The sequence below is a fragment of the Klebsiella sp. M041 genome (assembly GCF_059759695.1).
This window is the reverse complement of record NZ_JCAXWU010000018.1, coordinates 15,631-37,071: the sequence shown is the minus strand read 5'-3', so window position 1 is coordinate 37,071 and position 21,441 is coordinate 15,631. Positions and strand designations below refer to the sequence as shown.

At 62.1% G+C, this 21,441-nt stretch carries 20 protein-coding genes and 1 riboswitch; of the genes, 13 read left to right on the top strand and 7 right to left on the bottom strand.

Annotated elements, in window-relative coordinates; all coding sequences use genetic code 11:
• The first annotated feature begins 144 nt into the window (after positions 1-144).
• Both AC6CWS_RS21020 and AC6CWS_RS21015 read left to right on the top strand, forming a co-directional pair.
• On the top strand, positions 145-1,068 hold the full coding sequence (locus AC6CWS_RS21020; RefSeq protein ID WP_065883659.1) for a TIM barrel protein: 924 nt from the start codon (positions 145-147) through the stop codon (positions 1,066-1,068).
• Between the two features lie 12 nt (positions 1,069-1,080).
• Positions 1,081-2,253, top strand: a complete 1,173-nt coding sequence (locus AC6CWS_RS21015; RefSeq protein ID WP_498256437.1) for a Gfo/Idh/MocA family protein — start codon at positions 1,081-1,083, stop codon at positions 2,251-2,253.
• A gap of 36 nt (positions 2,254-2,289) precedes the next feature.
• On the opposite strand, the gene AC6CWS_RS21010 is transcribed toward AC6CWS_RS21015, so the two are convergent.
• The 3 genes from AC6CWS_RS21010 to AC6CWS_RS21000 form a co-directional block, all read right to left on the bottom strand.
• Complete coding sequence (locus tag AC6CWS_RS21010) at positions 2,290-3,396, bottom strand: DUF4056 domain-containing protein (protein ID WP_065883657.1); 1,107 nt, start codon at positions 3,394-3,396, stop codon at positions 2,290-2,292.
• A gap of 65 nt (positions 3,397-3,461) precedes the next feature.
• Positions 3,462-4,406, bottom strand: a complete 945-nt coding sequence (locus AC6CWS_RS21005) for a hypothetical protein (RefSeq protein WP_065883655.1) — start codon at positions 4,404-4,406, stop codon at positions 3,462-3,464.
• An 18-nt stretch (positions 4,407-4,424) separates the two neighbouring features.
• A complete protein-coding gene (locus tag AC6CWS_RS21000; protein WP_064154579.1) occupies positions 4,425-5,546 on the bottom strand; it encodes a BamA/TamA family outer membrane protein in 1,122 nt (373 codons plus the stop codon).
• 220 nt (positions 5,547-5,766) lie between these two features.
• Positions 5,767-5,868: riboswitch (TPP riboswitch) on the top strand.
• A gap of 68 nt (positions 5,869-5,936) precedes the next feature.
• On the opposite strand from AC6CWS_RS21000, the gene tenA reads away from it, so the two are divergent.
• The 7 genes from tenA (at position 5,937) to AC6CWS_RS20965 (ending at position 13,344) form a co-directional block, all read left to right on the top strand.
• Entirely contained in the window at positions 5,937-6,632 is a 696-nt protein-coding gene (tenA, locus tag AC6CWS_RS20995) for a thiaminase II (RefSeq protein ID WP_065883654.1), read from the top strand.
• On the top strand, positions 6,629-7,357 hold the full coding sequence (locus AC6CWS_RS20990) for an ABC transporter ATP-binding protein (protein ID WP_048335802.1): 729 nt from the start codon (positions 6,629-6,631) through the stop codon (positions 7,355-7,357). The genes tenA and AC6CWS_RS20990 overlap by 4 nt, the downstream gene beginning before the upstream one ends.
• A complete protein-coding gene (locus tag AC6CWS_RS20985) occupies positions 7,354-8,094 on the top strand; it encodes an ABC transporter permease (RefSeq protein ID WP_032452953.1) in 741 nt (246 codons plus the stop codon). Before AC6CWS_RS20990 ends, AC6CWS_RS20985 begins: the two co-directional genes overlap by 4 nt.
• Positions 8,095-8,118: 24 nt before the next feature.
• The gene (locus tag AC6CWS_RS20980; RefSeq protein WP_065883653.1) at positions 8,119-9,054 is read left to right on the top strand and encodes an ABC transporter substrate-binding protein; all 936 of its coding nucleotides are present in this window, start codon (positions 8,119-8,121) and stop codon (positions 9,052-9,054) included.
• Between the two features lie 306 nt (positions 9,055-9,360).
• Entirely contained in the window at positions 9,361-10,746 is a 1,386-nt protein-coding gene (locus tag AC6CWS_RS20975; protein WP_072096675.1) for a diaminobutyrate--2-oxoglutarate transaminase, read from the top strand.
• A 9-nt stretch (positions 10,747-10,755) separates the two neighbouring features.
• Positions 10,756-12,237, top strand: coding sequence for a pyridoxal phosphate-dependent decarboxylase family protein (locus AC6CWS_RS20970; protein ID WP_072413243.1), 1,482 nt, complete (start codon positions 10,756-10,758; stop codon positions 12,235-12,237).
• A gap of 213 nt (positions 12,238-12,450) precedes the next feature.
• Positions 12,451-13,344, top strand: a complete 894-nt coding sequence (locus tag AC6CWS_RS20965) for a LysR substrate-binding domain-containing protein (RefSeq protein ID WP_065883651.1) — start codon at positions 12,451-12,453, stop codon at positions 13,342-13,344.
• Positions 13,345-13,787: 443 nt separating this feature from the next.
• Here AC6CWS_RS20965 and AC6CWS_RS20960 read toward each other — a convergent pair whose 3' ends face one another.
• The 4 genes from AC6CWS_RS20960 to AC6CWS_RS20945 form a co-directional block, all read right to left on the bottom strand.
• Positions 13,788-14,978 (bottom strand): cytochrome c biogenesis protein/redoxin, encoded by a 1,191-nt coding sequence (locus tag AC6CWS_RS20960; RefSeq protein ID WP_065883649.1) that lies wholly within the window; start codon positions 14,976-14,978, stop codon positions 13,788-13,790.
• Positions 14,979-15,080: 102 nt separating this feature from the next.
• The gene (locus tag AC6CWS_RS20955) at positions 15,081-16,424 is read right to left on the bottom strand and encodes a sensor histidine kinase (RefSeq protein ID WP_065883648.1); all 1,344 of its coding nucleotides are present in this window, start codon (positions 16,422-16,424) and stop codon (positions 15,081-15,083) included.
• Positions 16,421-17,161, bottom strand: coding sequence for a response regulator (locus tag AC6CWS_RS20950; RefSeq protein ID WP_017900551.1), 741 nt, complete (start codon positions 17,159-17,161; stop codon positions 16,421-16,423). Before AC6CWS_RS20950 ends, AC6CWS_RS20955 begins: the two co-directional genes overlap by 4 nt.
• Before the next feature lie 86 nt (positions 17,162-17,247).
• Positions 17,248-18,240, bottom strand: a complete 993-nt coding sequence (locus AC6CWS_RS20945) for an alpha/beta fold hydrolase (RefSeq protein WP_065883646.1) — start codon at positions 18,238-18,240, stop codon at positions 17,248-17,250.
• A 242-nt stretch (positions 18,241-18,482) separates the two neighbouring features.
• Between AC6CWS_RS20945 and AC6CWS_RS20940 the strand changes: the two genes are divergently transcribed.
• The 4 genes from AC6CWS_RS20940 to pqqC all read left to right on the top strand — a co-directional run bounded on the left by AC6CWS_RS20940 (position 18,483) and on the right by pqqC (position 21,440).
• Positions 18,483-19,502 (top strand): dipeptidase, encoded by a 1,020-nt coding sequence (locus AC6CWS_RS20940; protein ID WP_065883644.1) that lies wholly within the window; start codon positions 18,483-18,485, stop codon positions 19,500-19,502.
• Positions 19,503-19,638: 136 nt separating this feature from the next.
• Positions 19,639-19,710 (top strand): pyrroloquinoline quinone precursor peptide PqqA, encoded by a 72-nt coding sequence (gene pqqA, locus AC6CWS_RS20935; RefSeq protein WP_002905689.1) that lies wholly within the window; start codon positions 19,639-19,641, stop codon positions 19,708-19,710.
• A 54-nt stretch (positions 19,711-19,764) separates the two neighbouring features.
• Entirely contained in the window at positions 19,765-20,691 is a 927-nt protein-coding gene (gene pqqB, locus AC6CWS_RS20930; RefSeq protein WP_065883642.1) for a pyrroloquinoline quinone biosynthesis protein PqqB, read from the top strand.
• A complete protein-coding gene (pqqC, locus tag AC6CWS_RS20925; RefSeq protein WP_023289796.1) occupies positions 20,685-21,440 on the top strand; it encodes a pyrroloquinoline-quinone synthase PqqC in 756 nt (251 codons plus the stop codon). The genes pqqB and pqqC overlap by 7 nt, the downstream gene beginning before the upstream one ends.
• The last annotated feature ends 1 nt before the right edge of the window (position 21,441 follow it).

The window sequence follows — 21,441 nt, the reverse complement described above, 5'->3', positions numbered from 1 at the left end:
CTGGACTCATTTTGATAAATAACTATCAAAAACAACCTCAATACAAATCATGATGGCCATCATAAAATTATCATTCCAATATTGTTGACCATGAAATTTTCATTCAATACTCAGCGGCATCCCCTGTGATAAAAGGAAGCCGACATGACCTATCCTATCGCCAACGCCCCCTGCAGCTGGGGCGTGGATGACCCGAAAAACCCTGACCTTCCCGCCTGGACTACCGTGCTGAAGGAGGCGGCGCAGGCCGGCTATCGCAGCATCGAGCTCGGCCCGTGGGGCTACCTGCCCACCGACCCGAGCAGCCTGCGCGCGGCGCTGGAACAGCATCAGCTGTCGCTGGTCGCCGGGACGATCTTTGACGATCTGGTGAGCGAAGACCATTATCCCACTCTGGAGGCGCTGACCCATCAAATCTGCCGCAATCTGTCGCAGGTTCCGACCGCCGCCCCCATCCCGGGGCACCCTTTCCAGCCGCCCTATCTGGTGATTATCGACTTCGGCAACCCCGAGCGGGCGCGCTTTGCCGGACGCAGCGCGCTGGCTCCGCGCCTCAATGACGCAGACTGGCAGCGGATGATGGCGCACATTACCGCCCTCAGCACCCTCGCCTGGCGGGAGTACGGCGTGCGGGCGGTTATCCATCCCCACGCCGGGGGCTGCATCGAATTTGCCGATGAAATCGAGCGGCTGGCCAACGCTATCCCGCACGACGTGGCAGGGTTGTGTCTGGATACCGGGCATCTCTACTACGCCGGAATGGATCCGCTCACCTGGCTGGATCGCTATTACGCGCGGCTCGACTACCTGCACTTCAAGGATGTGGATCCGCAGGTTTACCAGCGCGCCGTCGCCGAAGGCATCGACTTTTTCACCGCCTGCGCCGAAGGGGTGATGTGCCCGCTCGGCAGCGGCGCCATTGACTACCCGGCCATTAACGATTTTCTTGCCCGCCGCGGCTATCAGGGCTGGATAACCATTGAACAAGAGCGTGATCCGCGCCATGCCGCAGGCAGCCTGCAGGCGGTCACGGAGAGCCTGCGCTACCTGCGCGGCGTCGGATTCTGACAGGAGAACCCCATGATTAACGGTTTAAGACCGCTCGACCGCACCCTGCGCTGGGGCATGGTCGGCGGCGGCGGCAGCAGCCAGATCGGCTATATTCACCGCTCTGCCGCCCTGCGCGATAACACCTTTGCGCTGCTGGCCGGCGCCTTTGATATTGATGCCGATCGCGGGCGCCAGTTCGGTCAACAGCTGGGGGTCGATCCCGCACGCTGTTACGCCGATTACCAGAGTCTGTTTCGCGGCGAGGCTGCCCGCCCGGACGGTATTCAGGCCGTGTCGATTGCCACGCCGAATAACACTCACTATGCCATCTGTCGGGCGGCGCTGGAGGCCGGGCTGCACGTGGTGTGTGAAAAGCCGCTGTGCTTCAGCAGCGAAGAGGCGGACGAACTGGTGGCCCTCAGCCAGCGGCAGCGTAAGATCATCGACGTGACCTACGGTTATGCCGGCCATCAGATGATCCTGCAGGCCCGGCAGATGATCGCCGACGGACTGCTGGGCGACATTCGTATCGTCAATATGCAGTTTGCTCATGGCTTCCACGCCCAGCCGGTGGAGCAGGAAAACGCCAGTACCCGCTGGCGGGTCGATCCCCGCTTCGTCGGCCCCAGCTATGTGCTGGGGGATCTTGCCACTCACCCGCTGTTTCTGGTCGAAACCATGGCCCCGCAGTTGAAGATCGCCCGGCTGATGTGCGCCAGACAAAGCTTCGTCAAAAGCCGCGCCCCGCTGGAAGATAACGCGCATGTGCTGATGGAGTATGACAACGGCGCCGTCGGCTCGCTGTGGAGCTCCGCCGTTAACTGCGGCTCCATGCACGGGCAAAAGGTGCGCATCGTGGGGGAAAAAGCCAGTCTTGAATGGTGGGATGAACAGCCCAACCAGCTGCGCTACGAGGTGCAGGGCGAACCGGCGCGCGTTCTGGAGCGCGGCATGGGCTATCTTGATCCGCTGGCGCGCCAGGACGATCGCATCGGCGGTGGCCACCCGGAGGGGCTGTTCGACGCCTGGTCGAATCTCTATCGCCGCTTCGCCATCGCCATGGACGCCGCTGACCGGCGTGACGAGGCGCTGTTGGCGGACTTCTGGTATCCGGACGCCCGCGCCGGGGCGTTCGGCGTCCGCTGGGTGGAAAACTGCGTACGCTCTGCCGACAACGGCGCCTGTTGGGTCAACTTCCGCTAATTCGCCGGCTCAGGGCCTCGCCCTGAGCCTTTCTCGCTACTTCTCAATGCGCGCCAGCTGGGTTTTATCGGCCTCGCGGGCGCGATCGGCCAGCCCCTGAAACGCGGCAGCGCCATAGTATTGCTCAGGAACCGGCAGCGCCTGCATATCGTGCCCCGGATAGATCTGCAGCTCGCCGAGGTCGCGCAAGCGGAATCCCCCCACCTGCGCCGGCATGGTCAGGCGATATGGCGGCATGGTTTCGAAAGGGACCGGCGTCGGCAGCCGGTTTTCCTGTAGATCGTAATTACGCTTCAGCACCAGAAACTTATCCGGCACCCGGCGGCGACTGTTCCACCAGTCGCCATCGATCCGCTGGAACATCGCTTCCGTCTCCCCTCGCGTGGCCACCATCAGCCGGGTCAGCGCCTTTTTCAGCGCCGCCTCCATGGCCCGGTTATACGCTTCCACCGACCCGCCGTGGCCGCTAAGGATGACATTAATCGCCAGCCTGGCGCCCAGTAAGTTGGAGTAGAGATCCTCCGGCGAAAACGCGGAGATCTCCTCTGAAAACCCGGGCACTGACTGGAAGCCATACCACTGAGCGATCTCATGCCACTGGGCGATTTCGAAGGCCAGGTGCCCGGCGAGCCAGGCCGCCAGCTGATAGCGTTGCCTGACGCCCGGCGGCGGCGTAAAGGCATTGAGCTGAACGCGGCGCACCCCCAGCTCTTCGCTGTAGAATATGCGCCCCGCCTGGCCCAGCGTCGGCGAAATGCGATTGAACAGATAAAAGGTGTAATCCGCCGTGTCGCGCACATGGGCAATATCGATAAACCCGCCGCGACGGGTATAGATAAGCCCGTTTTGCTCCTCGCTCAGTCCCAGCAGATTTTTCACCGCCCCGAGCGCGCTGTCGTTGTAATGGTGCTTGCCCAGGGTATCCAGGGTCAGCACGTTACCAATCTGATACACCGGGATCGGAATGCCCACCGCCCGCACGTGCAGGTCGTAACCAAAGGCGCAGCATGGCCGCAGCGATTCCGGCGGCGACAGCTCGCCCAGGGTGGGCGCAGGATGGATCTCCGTCACCGCGGGCAACACCGGGTCCTGCGCCAGCGCCGGCAGCGCCAGCGCGAATAACAGCCATAAGGCTTTACGCATCAACAGCCTCTCCACAGCAACAAAAGAGCGCGCATCTTACCGGCAGACGGCGCCTGCAGTTTTAGTTAAAAACGGTATTCACCGGAGACAAAGAAGCTGTTGCGGTCGTTAAAACCGAATTCAGTCAGCACGTTAAAGTTTTTGGTGACCTCATACTGGGCGCCAATCAGCATATTCCACGGCGAGGTCAGCTTCTGCTTAACGTCGAATTTGCCCTCGCCGTCTTTATTCACCGCGGCAATAAGGGGCTGCAGCTCTGGCGGCATGTGCAGGTCGGCGAGATCGCCCTTAAACTCCTGCTGCACGTCCTGATACATGCTCCCGACCCACAGGCTGAGATGGGACGGCCCGTCGATCCCCTGAAAACTGAAACGGTAGCCGACGCGCGGCGAGACGGTGACCGCCGAAATGCTGCCGTCGAGGATATCGAAGTCGGTGCGGGTGTAGTTAGTATCCACTAACCCAAACCAGTTGCCGTAGCCGCCGGCGAGCGTAAAGCCGGCCCCCCAGGTGGTGCCTTTAAAATCAAGCTTAAAATCAATATCCTGCAACTTCCCGCTCTGATAAAGCTGGTGAACCGCGCCGGCGATGGCCCGATCCAGGCCGCGAAACTGCGATGGGTCTGAATCCACTGAAACCTGGGAGACGGACGACCCGCGGGTATGCCCCACCAGTCCGTATACGTTAAGGAACGGAAAGACCCACATATCCAGGCGCAGGTTTTCGGTTTTGCTCTTCTCGCGGGTGTGTCCGGCATCGATGGCGAACATATCGCTGGGAATGGGATGATTGCCGAGCTTAAGCCCGGAAAAGGTAATACTGTCGACCATGATATCCTGGCGGATATTCATATAGCTCAGGTTGACGCCGTAGGGTAACGGAATGGAATATCCTCTGGCGCGAGCCTCATCGCCCCAGATCGGAAAATAGCTGTCGTTCTCGTCCGGCTCCGCAGCCGACGTGCCCCAGGCCGCTAACAGCAGCGTTAACACCGCGCCGGATGTTCTCATTTTTGTTCTCATGTGTAGTTATAAACCCGAACCGACATTGAAATAGACCGCCTGCTCATGCTCGCTGAACGCCACGTCAATCCCGGTACGCAAACCGTACTGTCGCGCGATCAGGTAACGAAAACCGGCCCCCCATGCCACCTCTGACTGTTCCCATAGCGTTTCCGCCGCGTCCGCCGCGCTCCCGGCGCCAACGAATCCCTGCAGGATCCAGCGCGGAGTGACGGCCCAGGCCAGCTGGGTTTGCGCCGTGGCCACGTAGTCGCCCTGATAGCGGTAGCGCGAAATCCCACGCAGCGCGATGTAAGGACGCGCCATCGGCATCAGGTGCTTATCATGGTGGGTTAAGGACTGATAATTGCCCGCGATCGCCAGGGTCAGCGTCTGGCTGAGCGGAATAAACACCTTCCCGTCCAGCGAAAACGTGTTGTAGTGATAATCGCCCCCGAGCAGCGAACGGAAAAACCGATATTCGCCCTTCAGCGCTAACCCACTCTGAGGATAGAAAATATTATCGGTAGTGTCATATTCCGCCACCACCCCCAGCGCCGAAGAGGTGCTGTTTTGCCCGAGCACCTGCTGCCAGACCCGGTTGACCCGCGGATTATCGAAAGCGACATCCGCCCGGGCATACACCTGGGAGGCCCCGAGGAACACCGGCGTATCGCCCACGCGAAACAGCAGCTTTTGCAGCGCGGCGACCCCTTTGGTCTGCGTCTGCACCGGTTTAGCATGGCTGAAGCCGCCGATGTCGCCGGAATAGATATCCAGATTGACGTTAGCGTAGCCGGCTCCCGCCAGGTAACGAATGCGATCATGCCGCCAGGTGTGACGATGGCCGCCGCCAATAAACCAGGTGCCATTCTGCGTGGCGGCCCCGCCGAAAGCGGTGAGCGGCGGAGGAATAAACTGCCCGCCCTCCCGGCTGCCTTTACCGTGTAAAAACAGGCCAAACAGTCCGCCGCCATAGCCGATCGCCGGCTCGGTTATCGCCAGCGGCACCGGCAGAAAACCGTAACGGTTTTCCGCCAGATACTGACTCATGTCGAGCATGCTATCTTCCGCATCGAAGAGATCGGCGGCATCGCCAGGCGGGCACAACAGGAACAGAAGCGCCAGCGCGGACAGCGGGAATTTCATGCTCACTCCAGGGCGTTGGGGCGCGCACGACACGCGTGGCGAACAGGATTATTACAACGGAATAATGAAAATATAACGTAACCGGAGAACCCTCACCAACGCGCAGCGGCCTGTTTTTCGGGTATTTTTGTACAAAAAAGAGCTAGCCGTCACAGAAAAACACCTTCGCGCCGCCGGACGGCGCGATGATTGTATTCATAAGGTGAATGTCGTATAACATAGCGCTACCGAGGGGTGTCCCGTGAGGGCTGAGATGGCGCAAGCCGAACCCTTTGAACCTGATCTGGGTCATGCCAGCGAAGGGACGGGTCGGCAATTTTGCCAGCATTACCGCCATTGCCTGTTCACACCCCTGCACGCCCGGATCTCCCCTGCATAAATGGAGGTCCTGTGATTGTTCCCGCGTTTAGCCAAGGTCTTTATGGCCGTTTACGCCAGCTGGCCGCCGCTGACTGGCAGCACTATGTGGCGCACCCTTTCGTCCAGCAGCTTGCCGAAGGCACCCTGGCGAAAAGCGCGTTCCGTCGCTATCTGACCCAGGATTATCTGTTTCTGATCCATTTCGCCCGCAGCTACGCGCTGCTGGTGAGTAAACTGCGCACGCTGCCGGAGATGCGCGCCGCGGCCGCCTCCATGAACGCCATCCTTAACGAAGTGCCGCTGCACGTCGGCTACTGCGCCCAGTGGGGCATTAGCGAACCGGAGATGGCCGCCCAGCCCGAAGCGCCAGAAACCATCAATTACACCCGCTACGTGCTGGATATCGGTCATTCAGGCGACGCGCTGGATCTGCTGGTCGCCCTGATGCCCTGCGTGGCGGGTTACGCCGAAATCGGTCTGGGCCTGCTGCATCACCCCTCCACCCGACTGGAGGATAATCCTTACGCCTCGTGGATCCGTAACTATGGCGATGAAGGCTATCTGCAGGGCGTCAGCGCCGCGCTGGCGCTGCTGGAGACCGTGTGGCAACAGCGCGGAAGCGAGGCCCGCCTCGCCGGGCTGAGCGACATCTTCACCACCGCCACCCGCCTGGAGGCGCAGTTCTGGCAGATGGGGCTCAACGCCGCGGCGGAGTCCCGGGCGTGACGGCGCCAGGTATCGAGGTCCGTAAGCTGAGCCTCCATTTCGGCGACCGCCGCCTGTTCGATAACCTGTCGCTGACGGTCCCCGGCGGCCAGTGGGTGTCGCTGCTCGGCGCCAGCGGGGCCGGTAAAACCAGCCTGCTGCGGGTCATGGCCGGCCTGGCCCCCGCCACCCGCGGGGAAGTGGTCGCCAGCGACGGAAAGCCGATACCCGGCCGCCTGGCGTGGATGGGGCAGAAAGACCTGCTTTACCCCTGGCTGAGCGTTCGGGAGAACGTCGCCCTCGGCGCGCGGCTGCGCGGTGAGAAAGTGGATCACGCCCGGGTCGCCACCCTGCTTGAACAGGTGGGGCTCGCCTCCAGCGCCGACGCCCGGCCGGCGACGCTCTCCGGCGGGATGCGTCAGCGCGCCGCGCTGGCCCGCACCCTGTATGAGGACCGGCCCATCGTGCTGATGGATGAGCCCTTCTCAGCGCTGGACACCCTCACCCGCACGCGTATTCAGACCCTCGCGGCCACTCTGCTGGCGGGGCGCACGGTGGTGCTGATCACCCACGATCCGCTGGAAGCCTGCCGGCTGAGCCACCGTCTGCTGGTCCTCTCGGCCGCCGACGGGGAGATCGACGACAGCCATCACCTCACCGGCGCGCCTCCGCGCGCGCCGGATGCGCCCGAGCTGTTGAACGCCCAGGCGGCGCTGCTGCAGCAGCTGATGAGGGCCCACTCATGACTGGACGTCTCTGGCGCGGCGGCATGGTGTTCTGCGGACTGATGCTTCTCTGGGGGCTGGCCAGCCGCAGCGGCATTCCGCACTTTCTTTTACCCTCCCCGGCGGCGGTCGCCGAGGCGCTGTGGGTCAATCGCGCCTATCTCGGCTGGCACACGCTGATTACCCTGAGCGAGATCCTCAGCGGCCTGGCGCTAGGGGTGGCGCTCGGCGTCACGCTGGCGCTGGGCATGATCCTCTCCCCGCGCCTGCAGCGCTGGCTGATGCCGCTGGTGCTCACCAGCCAGGCGATCCCGGTCTTTGCCCTCGCCCCGCTGCTGGTGCTGTGGCTGGGGTTTGGCATGAGCGCCAAAGTGGCGATGGCGGTGCTGGTGATTTTCTTTCCCGTCACGTCCGCCTTCTTTGACGGCTTGCGACGGGTCAACCACGAGTATCTCGATCTGGCGCGCAGCATGAACGCCTCCTTCGGCGCTCAGCTGCGGCATGTCCGCCTGATGGCCGCCCTGCCGGCGCTGGGCTCGGGCCTGCGCATGGCGGCGGCGGTGGCCCCCATCGGCGCCATTATCGGCGAATGGGTCGGCTCCGCCGAGGGGCTGGGCTACGTCATGCTCAATGCCAACGCGCGGCTGCAAACCGATATCTGCTTCGCCGCGCTGTTTATTTTAGTGCTGCTGACCCTCTTCCTGTGGCTGGCGGTAGACACCCTGCTGCACCGGCTGATCGACTGGTCGCCGGAATAATCATGAAGTAATAAAGGAAAACAGATGAAAACGTCGCTTTTCGCCGGAGCAACCCTGACGGCGCTGCTCAGCGGTCATGCGCTGGCCAATGAACCGCTCACCCTGGTACTGGACTGGTATATTAACCCCGACCATGCGCCGATTATGGTGGCCGAGCAGATCGGCGCCTTTAAGGCCCAGGGTCTGGACGTCAAGATTGTCCCCCCGTCGGATCCGGCGCTGCCGCCCCGCATGGTGGCCGCCCGTCAGGCGGACCTGGCCATCACCTACCAGCCGCAGGTGCACTTCTTCGCTGACGAAGGGTTACCGCTGGTGCGCGTGGGCACCCTGATCGGCTCGCCGCTGAACACGGTGATCGCCCTGGATAAGCAGATCAAAACCCCGGCGGATCTGCAAGGCAAGAAGGTGGGTTACTCGGTCAGCGGCATTGAGCAGGCCACCCTGTCGACCATGGCGCAGCATGCGGGGATCGATCCGGCCAGTATCAAGCTGGTCAACGTCAATTTTCAGCTGACCAGCGCTCTGCTGACGGGCCAGGTGGACGCGGTCATCGGCGGCTATCGTAATATAGAAGCGCAGGAGCTGAAGCTGCAGGGCAAAGCCCCGGTGGTGATGAACGTTGAGGATTATGGCGTACCGGCCTATGACGAGCTGGTGATTGTCGCCCACCGCGACGCGATTCATGAGGCGAAAATCCGTAAATTCCTCACCGCCCTGCAGGCCGGGGTCAGCTACCTGCGCGCGCATCCGCAGGAGAGCTGGGAGGCGTTCGCCGCCGCGCATCCGGAGCTGAAGACCGAGCTTAACCATCAGGCGTGGCTGCAAACCGTGCCGCTGTTCGCCGCCGATCCGGCGGCGCTGGATAAAGCGCGCTACGACACTTACGAACAGTTTTTATATAACAATAAGTTGGTGAAAAAAGTTACACCTTTAACAAATTATGCGGTTGAGCTGCATTGACTCTTGCTATCGCTGACGGAAGGCTTTCCGTCAGCGCTTTAACGCAGCGGCAATAAAAATATAGAGACTTTCTCACTAATAATTACACTTTAAAGGGTTATCGTTACTCAGGGTTGTTTTATTATAATTCAGCAGGTTACGTTAATTTTTACCCCGGTAAGAATAACGTCAAAATAACGCAATCAATAAAACGTTGAATGCGGATTTAAAAAGCCATATATTGTGCGCGCTTTATGAATGCCAATTCAATTCCTTACACCAATTATTCAACCAGCGTTCAACCGCAATGCTGGTTGTGGGAGTGATATGATGACGGATAAAGTCCGTATTGATACTTTACGTGCCGATTTATTAGACGCAAACAACGAAACCTTTTTGGCCCGTCAGGCCGAATTCGAATCGAATGTCAGGAGTTACCCGCGTAAGTTACCGCTGGCTATCACTAAAGCTGAAGGCGTGTGGCTGACGGATGCGGATAACAAACAGTACCTGGACTGCCTCGCCGGCGCCGGTACTCTCGCTCTGGGCCACAACCACCCTGATGTATTGCAGAGCATCCAAAGTGTCATTACCAGCGGCTTGCCGTTACATACTCTCGATCTGACTACTCCGTTAAAAGATCGTTTCTCCGAATACCTGCTCTCTTGCCTGCCGGGCGAAGGGAAAGAGTATTGCCTGCAGTTCACCGGTCCTTCCGGCGCTGACGCCGTGGAAGCGGCGCTGAAGCTGGCGAAAAAATACACCGGTCGTACGTCGGTGATCAGCTTCTCCGGCGGCTATCACGGGATGACCCACGGCGCGCTGTCGGTCACCGGCAACCTGTCGCCGAAAGCGGCGGTCAACGGCATGATGCCGGAAGTGCAGTTTATGCCTTACCCGCACCTGTACCGCTGCCCGCTGGGCATCGGCGGCGAAGCCGGCGTCAAAGCGCTGACCTACTACTTCGAAAACCTGATCAACGACGTGGAGAGCGGCGTCCGTAAACCGGCGGCCGTGATCCTCGAAGCCGTTCAGGGCGAAGGCGGCGTGAACCCGGCGCCGGTCGAGTGGCTGCAGCGCATCCGCAAAGTGACCGAAGAGCACGGCATTCTGCTGATCGTTGATGAAGTGCAGGCCGGCTTTGCCCGTACCGGTAAATTCTTCGCCTTCGAACACGCCGGTATTCAGCCGGACATCATCGTGATGTCGAAAGCGGTTGGCGGCGGTCTGCCGCTGGCGGTGCTGGGCATTAAAAAGCAGTTCGACGCCTGGGAACCGGGTCACCACACCGGCACCTTCCGCGGCAACCAGCTGGCGATGGCTACCGGCCTGACCACCCTGCGCCACCTGCGCGACAACAACATTGCCGACAAAGTCGCCGCCCAGGGCGAGTGGCTGAAAGGCAAACTGGCGGAGCTGCAGAAGCGCTACCCGGTCATTGGCCACGTTCGCGGTCTCGGTCTGATGATCGGTATCGAAATCGTCAAGCCGAACGACGCGCAGGATCACATGGGCTGCTACCCGGCTGACGGCGAACTCTCTGCCCTGCTGCAGAAGAAATGCTTCGAAGCGGGCCTGATTCTGGAGCGCGGTGGCCGTCACGGTTGCGTGCTGCGCCTGCTGCCGTCCCTGCTGATCAGCGACGCGGAACTGAATGTGTTCCTCGACAAATTTGAACAGGCCCTGCTGGCCGCCGGTGTGAAACCGGTCTGAGTGGAGTCAGTGACCACCATGTCCACATTGAATCCGATTCTTGCTGGTTCGGCGCAGAGCGTTGAGGCCTATCAGCAGGTTATCGAGCAGACCAGTCAGGCCGTTGTGCAGTGGCTGAAGCAACCTGAGATGTATCAGGGGAAAAGCGTTGACGAACTGCGTGAGCGTATCTCCCTTGAATTTAACGAACAGGGGTTGGGTAACCAGGCGGCGATTGATCGTGCGATCGAGTACTTCCTGAAAGACAGCCTGTCGGTGCATCACCCACAGTGCGTGGCGCACCTGCACTGCCCGAGCCTGGTGATTAGCCAGGCGGCGGAAGTGCTGATCAACGCCACCAACCAGAGCATGGACTCCTGGGATCAGAGCCCGTCGGCGACCATCATTGAGATGAAGCTGATCGAGTGGCTGCGCGCGCGGGTCGGCTATCCGGCAGGCGACGCCGGCGTCTTCACCAGCGGCGGCACCCAGAGCAACCTGATGGGCCTGATGTTGGCGCGCGACGCCTTCTTCGCCCGTCAGGGACACTCCATCCAGCAGGATGGACTGCCGGGGGATATCCGCCAGTACAAAGTGCTGTGCTCGGAAAACGCCCACTTCTCGGTGCAGAAGAACATGGCGCTGATGGGTCTCGGCTACCGCTCGGTTACGCTGGTGAAAACCGACGAATTCGCGCGGATGGACGTGGCCGACCTGAAGGCGAAGATTGCGCAGGCGCAGGCTAACGGCGAACAGATCATGGCGATCGTCGCCACCGCCGGGACCACCGACGCGGGGGCTATCGACCCGCTGCGCGACATCGCTGGTATCGCCGCGGAGCATCAGATCTGGCTGCACGTTGACGCGGCCTGGGGCGGCGCGCTGCTGCTGTCTGAGCAGTATCGCGACTATCTTGACGGTCTGGAGCTGGTGGATTCCGTTACCCTGGACTTCCACAAGCAGTTCTTCCAGACCATCAGCTGCGGTGCCTTCCTGCTGAAGGATGCACGCCATTACGAGCTGATGCGTTATCAGGCGGCCTATCTGAACTCCGAGTTCGATGAAGAACACGGCGTGCCGAACCTGGTCTCCAAATCGCTGCAGACCACCCGCCGCTTCGATGCCCTGAAGCTGTGGATGGGCCTCGAAGCGCTGGGGCAGAAACAGTATGCGGCGATCATCGATCACGGCGTCACCATGGCGAAAAACGTCGCGGAGTACGTGAAGTCGCAGCCGACGCTGGAGCTGGTGATGCAGCCGCAGCTGGCGAGCGTGCTGTTCCGTTCTCGTCCGGCGCAGATGGCGCAGAGCGACGCGGCGGCTATCGCCCTGCTCAACCAGCGCGTCGGCGACGCCCTGCTGGCTTCCGGCCGCGCCAACGTTGGCGTGACCGAGCATAACGGCGTTACCTGCCTGAAGCTGACCCTGCTGAACCCGGTGGTGACGCTGGATGATGTGAAGGTCCTGCTGAGCCTGGTGGAGCGCACCGCTCAGGAGCTGCTGGCGCAATAATCTGCCTGAGCGAGGCGGCGCCTGTCGCCCCGCTCAGCGGCCAGCCCTGCCTGCACTAAGCCGATAAGTTCCCTTATCGGCTTTTTTTATGCCTGCCTGCACGACTGGCGCGCGCTTCTACGCTTCTCGCCGCAGGGTCCGTTGACGCCTGCCCGCCGCGATGCCACAGTAAGGTCCCGATAATGGCAACCGCCAGAATCCAACGTCCCGGTAATAAGGATGATAATGGAGAAACGCTTACCCGGCCTCGATCTCGACGCCCTGCGCAGCTTTGTGACCGGCATGGAGTTCGGCAGCTTCGCCCTGGCGGCGCAGCGTCTGGCGCGCTCCACCTCCGCCGTCAGCGCCCAGCTCAAAAAGCTGGAGAGTCAGTGCGGCGTCGCGCTGGTGGTTAAACAGGGGCGTCACCTGGCGCTGACCGCGGAGGGCGAAAAGCTAATGAGCTACGCCAGACGGCTGCTGGCGCTCAATGATGAAACCCTGCGCGCGCTGCAGGGCGAACGGCTCACTGGCGAAATTCACCTTGGCATGCAGGAAGATTTTGGCGAATCGCTAATGCCGGGGATCCTTGGGCAGTTTACCCGCCACCATCCGCAGGTGCGGATCGTCGCCAGGGTGGATCGCAATGGCCCGCTGCGCCAGGCGCTGGCGGAGCAGACGCTGGATCTGGCGCTGCTGTGGCAAACCGAAGATCAGGGCCCTGGGCTGGGTCGCTGCCCGCTGGCGTGGATTGCGCATCCTGACTTTGACGTTCGCGCGCGGCTGGCGTCCGGCGAGCCGCTGCCGCTGGTGATGTTCGACAGCCCGTGCCTGATGCGTTCCCGCGCTATTGCCTGTCTCGATGCCGCAGGGATCCCCTGGCAGGTGGTGTTCGTCAGCCACAGCCTGAGCGGCATCTGGGCGGCGGTGCAGGCCGGCCTGGGACTGACGGTACGCAGCCGCATCGGCATGCCAGGCAATCTGCGCCCCGCCGGCGGATCACTGCCATCCCCCGGCAACCTGGCCGTCAGTCTGCAACAAACCCCGCGTCAGGAACCCCATTCCGCCGCGGTCACGCTGCTCGGCGAACTGATGTCCGAGGCCCTGCAGGAGTGGGTTTTTCGGTGACAGTGTCACGCCAGTTTCCCTAACCCTCTCCCGGATGGAGAGGGAACCGTTCAGCAGCGTCTGTTACCCCGGCCAAGATTCTGTCTCCACCCGCTACGTAACCCGCCTTACCGGGCCTGCACGCGGCTTCGTAATCCCCCAGGCCGGGCAAGCGTAGCGCCGCCCGGCAATGAGCATTCTGCGCCGTTCCCGCTTCGATGCCCGGTGGCGGCTGCGCCTTACCGGGCCTACATTCTCCCTGCGCGCTCCTGTAGGCCGGGCAAGCGTAGCGCCGCCCGGCAACAGGCATCCAGCACCCTTCCCGCTTCGATGCCCGGTGGCGGCTGCGCCTTACCGGGCCTACATTCTCCCTGCGCGCTCCTGTAGGCCGGGCAAGCGCAGCGCCGCCCGGCATCAGGTATAAAGGCTGTAGGGATCCGTCCGCCAGACGCCTACGCCACGGGTCAGGCTTTGCTCTCCTGCAGCAGCTGCTGGATCACCTGCTCCTGGCGGGCATAATCCCCTTCGCCGAAGGCGGTATAGCGCAGTTGCCCACGTGCGTCGAAAATGTAATGCGCCGGCCAGTACTGATTGCCGAAGGCGTTCCAGATGGCGTACTCATTATCCGCCACCACCGGGTAGGTTATCCGCCAGTCCTTTACCGCCTCGCGCAGCAGCGGTAGCGAACGCTCCCAGGGATATTCCGGGGTATGAACGCCAATCACCACCAGCCCGGCCACGCGGTATTTGTTCGCCCAGTCGCGCACGTAAGGCAGGGTATGCTGACAGTTGATGCACTCCCGGGTCCAGAAGTCCACCAGCACCACTCTGCCTTTCAGACGCTCCGGGGTTAACGCCGGGCTATTGAGCCATGCGCTGCCCCCCGCCAGCGAAGGCATCGCGCTGCTGGGCTCGGGCGTCGCGATCGGTTGCAGAACCGTTTTCTGCGTTGGCTGTGGCAGACGGGCGGCCAGCCGCTGCTCCAGCGCCTGACTCCAACCTCCCGCGCTTTGCAAATAGCGGTCGCCGCCGCTGGCGATCAGCGCCACCGAGGCCAGCATCGCCACCCCCGCCAGCCGGCGCAGCCGTTCGCCGAACGCCAACCCGCGACGCAGACGGGCAATCAACGCCGCGCCGCACCACCCGAGCAGGAATAACATCAGCGCCCCGCCGCCGCCGTAGGCCAACAGCAACCCGCCGGTGGTCGCCTGGCCCGGATGCACAAAGCCCAGGCTCAGTATCGCCCCCAGTACCGGCCCGGCGCACGGCGCCCACAGCAGACCCACCGCCAGCCCGGCCAGCAGCGAACCGATCCAGCCGCGCTGGCGTGAGCTGGCGTCGTTAAGCTGATTCCCCAGCGCCACCAGGGGTGACGTCAGCCGCTGCGCGACGCGCGGTGAAAGCAGGCTCAGCCCGACAAGGGCGAAGAACGCCAGCGCCAGGCCGCGCCCAGCCAGCGTCAGATTCACGACCCAACCGCTGGCGACCGTCACCAGCCACGACACAGCGCCAAACATCAGCGCCATGCCCGCCAGCATGATCGCCAGTTGCCCCCGGCGGCCCCGGACGCTGGCGAACAGCAGCGGGATCACCGGCAGCGTGCAGGGGCTTAGCAGGGTTAACATCCCGCCCAAAAATGCAATGAATATCGACATCGCCTTCTCCTCATTATGCCATCGCTGCCGAAGGTGGCAGCCACAACATTACAGCAAGGGGATGTAGGGCGGATGTGTCGGGAAAGCGGGAGAATTGTCGGTTTAGTTTTCTATCTGCGCCGGAGATACAGCAGGATACAATCCCTGCGCGGCGAGACGCACGCTGGCATCCAGACCGCCCTGCGGGCGATTGGCCAGGCGCAGCGTGCCGTTCATCTGGCTGACCAGCTGCGCGGCGATCGCCAGCCCCAGGCCGGTGCCGCCGGTATCGCGATTGCGCGAGTCCTCCAGGCGATAAAACGGCTGCAGCACCGCCTGCAGCGACGCCTCAGGGATCCCCGGCCCCTCATCCAGCACATGAATGATGATATCCCCGGCGGCGTCGCGGTTGAGGGCGACCGTTACCGTGGCGCCGAATTTCAGCCCGTTATCGATAAGGTTGGTCATCACCCGGCGCAGGGCCTGCGGTGGGATCCACACCACTCCGGCGCGCGCCTCGGGGCAAAACCGCACCGGCCGGCCGACATCGGCATAATCGCAGGCGATGCTGTCGAGAAAGGCGTCAAGGTTCAGCCGCTGGCGCGCCTCCTCCAGCGGCTGCGAAGTGCGAGCGAAGGCGATACCTTCGCGCACCAGGCGGGTCATATTGTCGAGATCCTGCAGCAGTTTGTCGCGCAGTTCAGGCTGGTCGGCCATCTCCACCCGCAGCTTCATCCGGGTGATCGGGGTTTGCAGATCGTGGGAGATGGCGGCGAGGATCCGCGCCCGCTCCTGCAGATGATCGTGGATGCGGGTCTGCATCGCGTTAAACGCGCGGGCGGCACGGCGCACCTCCTCCGGCCCCTGCTCGGCCATGGTTCCCGCCGTGTCGCTGGCCGGCTCAAGCGCATTCACCGCATGGGTAAAGCGAGTGATGGGCTGCAGTACCTGGCGAACCGCGTACCAGGCGCAGGCCAGCAGGAGGACAAACTGAGCGATCAGCACCACCGGCAGCCAGCGGGCGATGGGCGGTAGTGTCGGCCACAGGTCGAGGGTTAAGGGAGCGCCATCGTGGAGGGTAATATGGGCCTGGATATGCTGCCGCGGACCGGGGATCGCCACAATACTCACCGGATACTGCGCGCTCAACGCCTCCTGCAGGGAGCGCGCCGCGTCCCGGGCGCGCCAGCTGTCCGGATAGTCGCCGCGCTCGCCGGCGTCCAGCTGATAGCGGTAGTTGCCGCGCGCCAGCTTCGGCAGCCACTGCGGGCGTTCAGCGGGCGGCAGACGGTCGAGGATCGCCACGCTGGTGGCGACATCCGACGCCAGATTGCCCAGCATCACGCTGCGGGCGCTGCTCATACGCTCATAAAACAGCAGCGACAGGGTTAAGGTATTCGCCAGCAGCAGCGCCAGAAACAGCAGCGCCATCAGCCTCGACTGCAGCGAGGCGGGCCAGAACCTCATTCATGCCTCTCGCGGATGGAGACCGGGACCGACAGCACATAGCCTTCGCTGCGCACCGTCTTAATGTAGGCCGGCTCGCGGGCATCCTCCCGCAGGCGCTGACGCAGTCGGCTCACCAGCAGGTCGATTGACCGTTCAAACAGTTCGGCGTCGCGTCCCTGGGTCAGATTGAGCAGCTGATCGCGGTTCAGCACCCGCTGGGGGTGGTCGAGAAACACCCGCAGCAGTCGATACTCCGCCCCGCTGAGGGCGACAATCGCCCCGCTGTCGTCCAGCAGATGGCGGGCGGCGGTATCGAGCAGCCAGTCGCCAAACGCGATCAGCCTGCCCGCCTCGGTGATCTGCAGGTTGGGCGGCAGCGCCCGGGTGCGGCGTAAAATGGCTTTGATGCGCGCCAGCAGTTCGCGGGCCACAAAGGGCTTCACCAGATAGTCGTCAGCCCCCATCTCAAGGCCGAGGATCCGGTCGCTGTCGTCGGTGCGGGCGGTGAGCATCAGCACCGGGATATCCTGTTGCGGGTTTGCGCGCAGCTGGCGACAGAGCGTTAAGCCATCCTCCCCCGGCATCATGATATCCAGCACAATCAGGTCGATTTGATGGTTTTTGAGCACCGACCACATGGCTTTGCCGTTCGCCGCGCCGCTGGCGCGGTATCCCGATTTTTCCAGATAGTCGACAATCAGTTCCCGGATGTCGCGGTCGTCATCGACAACCAGGATGTGGTCAATACGCTCCAAAGGCTGCTCCTGCGGCAAAATAGACTCTTCACAAGCATAAGCCGTGTTGCCGGAAGCGCAACGTCGCGCCGCCGGCAAGGCGCGGGTTACAAACGATCGGCGTCCACCACCGCCTGCACAAACGCCGTCGGGTCCTCCTGCGGCGGGTTATGGCCCACCGGCCCCTGCAGATCCCGGTGCTCATATTTACCGGTAAATTTGGTCCGGTAGCTGGCGGGAGCCGGATGCGGCGCGCCGTTATTCGCCCCTTCCAGAGTGATGGTGGGCACCGTAATCGGCGGCAGCGCCGCCAGCCGTTGTTCATAGCTGGCATACTTCGCTTCCCCCTTCTCCAGTCCCAGGCGCCAGCGGTAGTTGCTGATGGTGATCACCACGTGGTCCGGGTTATCCAGCGCCCGGGCGGTTTTGGCAAAGGTTGCGTCGCTGAATGGCCACTGCGGCGACGCCTGATGCCAGATAAATTTCGCAAAGTCATGGGTGTTCTGCCGGTAACCGGCTTCCCCGCGCGGAGTGGCAAAATAGAACTGATACCACCACGACAGCTCCGCCTGCGGCGGCAGCGGTTTTTCGCCAATCTGCTGACTGCTGATCAGATACCCGCTCACCGAGACCAGGGATTTCACCCGCTGCGGCCACAGCGCGGCGACGATATCCGCCGTGCGCGCCCCCCAGTCAAAGCCGGCCAGATCCGCCTGCCTGATGTTCAGGGCATCCATCAGATGGACAATATCGGCCGCCATCGCCGACGGCTGACCGTTACGCGGCGTGCTGGCGGAGAGGAAACGGGTGGTGCCGTAGCCGCGCAGATACGGCACAATCACCCGGTAGCCCTTCTGCGCTAAAGCCGGCGCCACCTGGGCATAGCTCTGAATATCGTAGGGCCAGCCGTGCAGCAGAATCACCGGCTGGCCGTCGCGCGGGCCGATATCCACGTAGCCAATATTCAGATCGCCGGCGTGGATCTGGTGGATCTTGTCGAACGCCCCCGCGTCTTCAGCGGCGCAAACGGCAGCGGACCACAGGGTGGATAACCCCAGCGCCGCAGCGCTGGTATACCGGATCAAGGATAATCTGTTCATCGCTTTGTCACCTTTTATCGTCATCAAGAGAGTACGTAACCAGTTAAGCGGAAATTTGTATCCGCCGTGTGCCCGACAGGGGCCGTTTTTATCTCTTCATGTCAGCGATCCGCCGCGGGATACAGTGTGATACATAATCAATGTTGGCAATTGTTGCTGGCTTGTGAATTTCTGCTTGCCCACGGGCATAAATCCGCTACCGTGACAGCCATTTTTACCACCTGATAACCCAGGAGCCCGCTGTGGCGATTTTTGATGGTCACAATGACCTGCTGCTGAATCTCTGGCTTCACCATCGCGAGGATCCGGTGACCGCCTTCTTTGCCGGGATAGAGAACGGCCACCTCGATTATCCGCGTATTCGCCAGGGCGGTCTGGCCGGCGGCCTGTTCGCCCTCTTTGTACCGCCGCAGGAGTATATCGCCCGCGTGGCGCCCCAGTACGCCAGTCAGGCGTGGGACCCATTAACGATCCTCTGGCAGCAGCTGACTATCCTCAAGGCGATTTGCGCCCATGACGCCAGCCGCGCGCGGCTGTGCCTGAGCGCGGCGGATATCGAACGCTGCCGTCAGGATAATGCGCTGGCGATGGTGGCGCACATCGAAGGCGCCGGCGGGTTCGACGCCCAGGGCGACGATCTGCAGGCCTTTTATCGCGCCGGGGTGCGCAGCATAGGTCCGTTCTGGAACATCGCCAATCGCTTCGGCTGCGGGGTCACCGGCGCCTTTCCCGGCAGTCCGGACAGCGGGCCGGGTCTTACCGGCGAGGGTATCGCGCTCATTGCCCAGGCCAACACCCTGAAGATGCAGATCGATGTTTCACATATGAATGAACAGGCCTTTTGGGATACCGCCCGTCACTCCACCGCCCCGCTGGTGGCCACCCACTCCAATGCCCACGCCCTGTGCCCACAGCCGCGCAACCTGACCGATCGGCAACTGCGGGCGATCCGCGACAGCGGCGGCGTGGTGGGCGTTAATTTCGGCAACGCCTTCCTGCGCGCCGACGGACGGCGCGATAGCGACACGCCCTTCGCCACCATCATCCGGCATATCGACTATCTTATTAACATAATGGGTGAGGATCATGTGGCCCTTGGTTCGGATTTTGACGGCGTCACCCTGCCGGACGCGCTGGGGGATGTGGCCGGCTTACCGCGGCTTATCAATGCCTTGCGTGACAGCGGCTATGATCAATTGGTGCTGGATAAGCTGCTGTGGCGTAACTGGCTGCGGGTATTAAAAAATGTTTGGCAACAATAGGTTATATTGTAAACATAAAGTTAAATCCTTACAGATTCCGGGTTGATCTCTCTCCCGGTGAAGCGCAATATGCGGCGGCCGTCACAGATCCTGCATTATCCGTGAGGCCTGTCGTCATTTTTAAGAGGAACAAAACATGTGGAAGAAACCTGCTTTTATCGATTTACGTCTCGGTCTGGAAGTGACGCTGTACATTTCTAACCGCTAATCGCCCCGCCCGCCGTTCGCGCGGGCCTCTTTTTTCATTACCCGGTCCGTCTTCATGTTCATTAAAGTCCTCGGTTCCGCCGCCGGCGGCGGTTTCCCGCAATGGAACTGCAACTGCGCCAACTGTCAGGGTCTGCGCGACGGCACGATCCAGGCCAGCGCCCGCACCCAGTCGTCGATCATCGTCAGCGATAACGGTCAAGAATGGGTGCTGTGCAACGCCTCGCCGGATATCAGCCAGCAGATTGCCCACACGCCCGAGTTAAATAAAGTCGGCGTGCTGCGCGGAACGCATATCGGCGGCATTATTCTCACCGACAGCCAGATCGACCACACTACCGGGTTACTCAGCCTGCGCGAAGGCTGCCCGCACCAGGTGTGGTGCACCCCGGAGGTCCATGAGGATCTCTCCACCGGCTTCCCGGTGTTTACCATGCTGCGCCACTGGAACGGCGGCCTGGTGCATCACCCCATCGCCCCGCAGCAGCCTTTTACCGTTGACGCCTGTCCTGATTTGCGGTTTACCGCGGTGCCTATCGCCAGCAACGCGCCGCCCTATTCGCCGTATCGCGACCGGCCGCTGCCGGGCCATAACGTGGCGCTGTTTATCGAAAACCGCCGCAACGGGCAGACGCTGTTCTACGCTCCGGGGCTCGGTGAGCCGGATGAGACCATTCTGCCCTGGCTGCAAAAAGCGGACTGTCTGCTGATCGATGGCACCGTCTGGCAGGATGACGAACTGCAGGCCGCCGGCGTCGGGCGCAATACCGGCCGCGATATGGGCCACCTGGCGCTCGGCGATGAGCACGGGATGATGGCCCTGCTGGCCTCCCTGCCGGCAAAACGCAAAATTCTTATTCATATCAATAACACCAACCCGATCCTTAACGAGCACTCTCCCCAGCGTCAGGCGCTGACGCAGCAGGGGATTGAAGTGAGCTGGGACGGGATGGCTATCACCCATCAGGATATCGCATGCTGATCACCGACACGCTGTCGCCGCAGGCCTTTGAAGCGGCCCTGCGGGCCAAAGGCGCCTTCTACCATATTCACCACCCTTACCACATCGCCATGCATAACGGCGACGCGACCCGCGAGCAAATTCAGGGCTGGGTGGCGAACCGGTTTTATTACCAGACCACTATCCCGCTGAAAGACGCGGCGATCATGGCCAACTGCCCGGACGCGCAGACCCGGCGCAAATGGGTGCAGCGGATCCTCGACCACGATGGCAGCCACGGCGAGGACGGCGGGATTGAAGCCTGGCTGCGGCTGGGGGAAGCGGTCGGTCTGAGTCGCGACGATCTGCTCAGCGAGCGCCACGTGCTGCCCGGCGTGCGCTTCGCGGTGGATGCCTATCTTAACTTCGCCCGTCGCGCCTGCTGGCAGGAGGCGGCCTGCAGCTCCCTGACCGAGCTGTTCGCCCCGCAGATCCATCAGTCGCGCCTCGACAGCTGGCCGCAGCACTATCCGTGGATCAAAGAGGAAGGCTATTTTTACTTCCGCAGCCGTCTGAGCCAGGCCAACCGCGACGTGGAGCATGGCCTGGCGCTGGCGAAGGCCTACTGCGACAGCGCTGAAAAACAGAACCGGATGCTGGAGATCCTGCAGTTTAAGCTCGACATTTTATGGTCGATGCTCGACGCCATGACCATGGCCTATGCCCTGCAGCGCCCGCCCTATCATACGGTCACCGACAAGGCGGCCTGGCACACGACCCGACTGGTGTAAC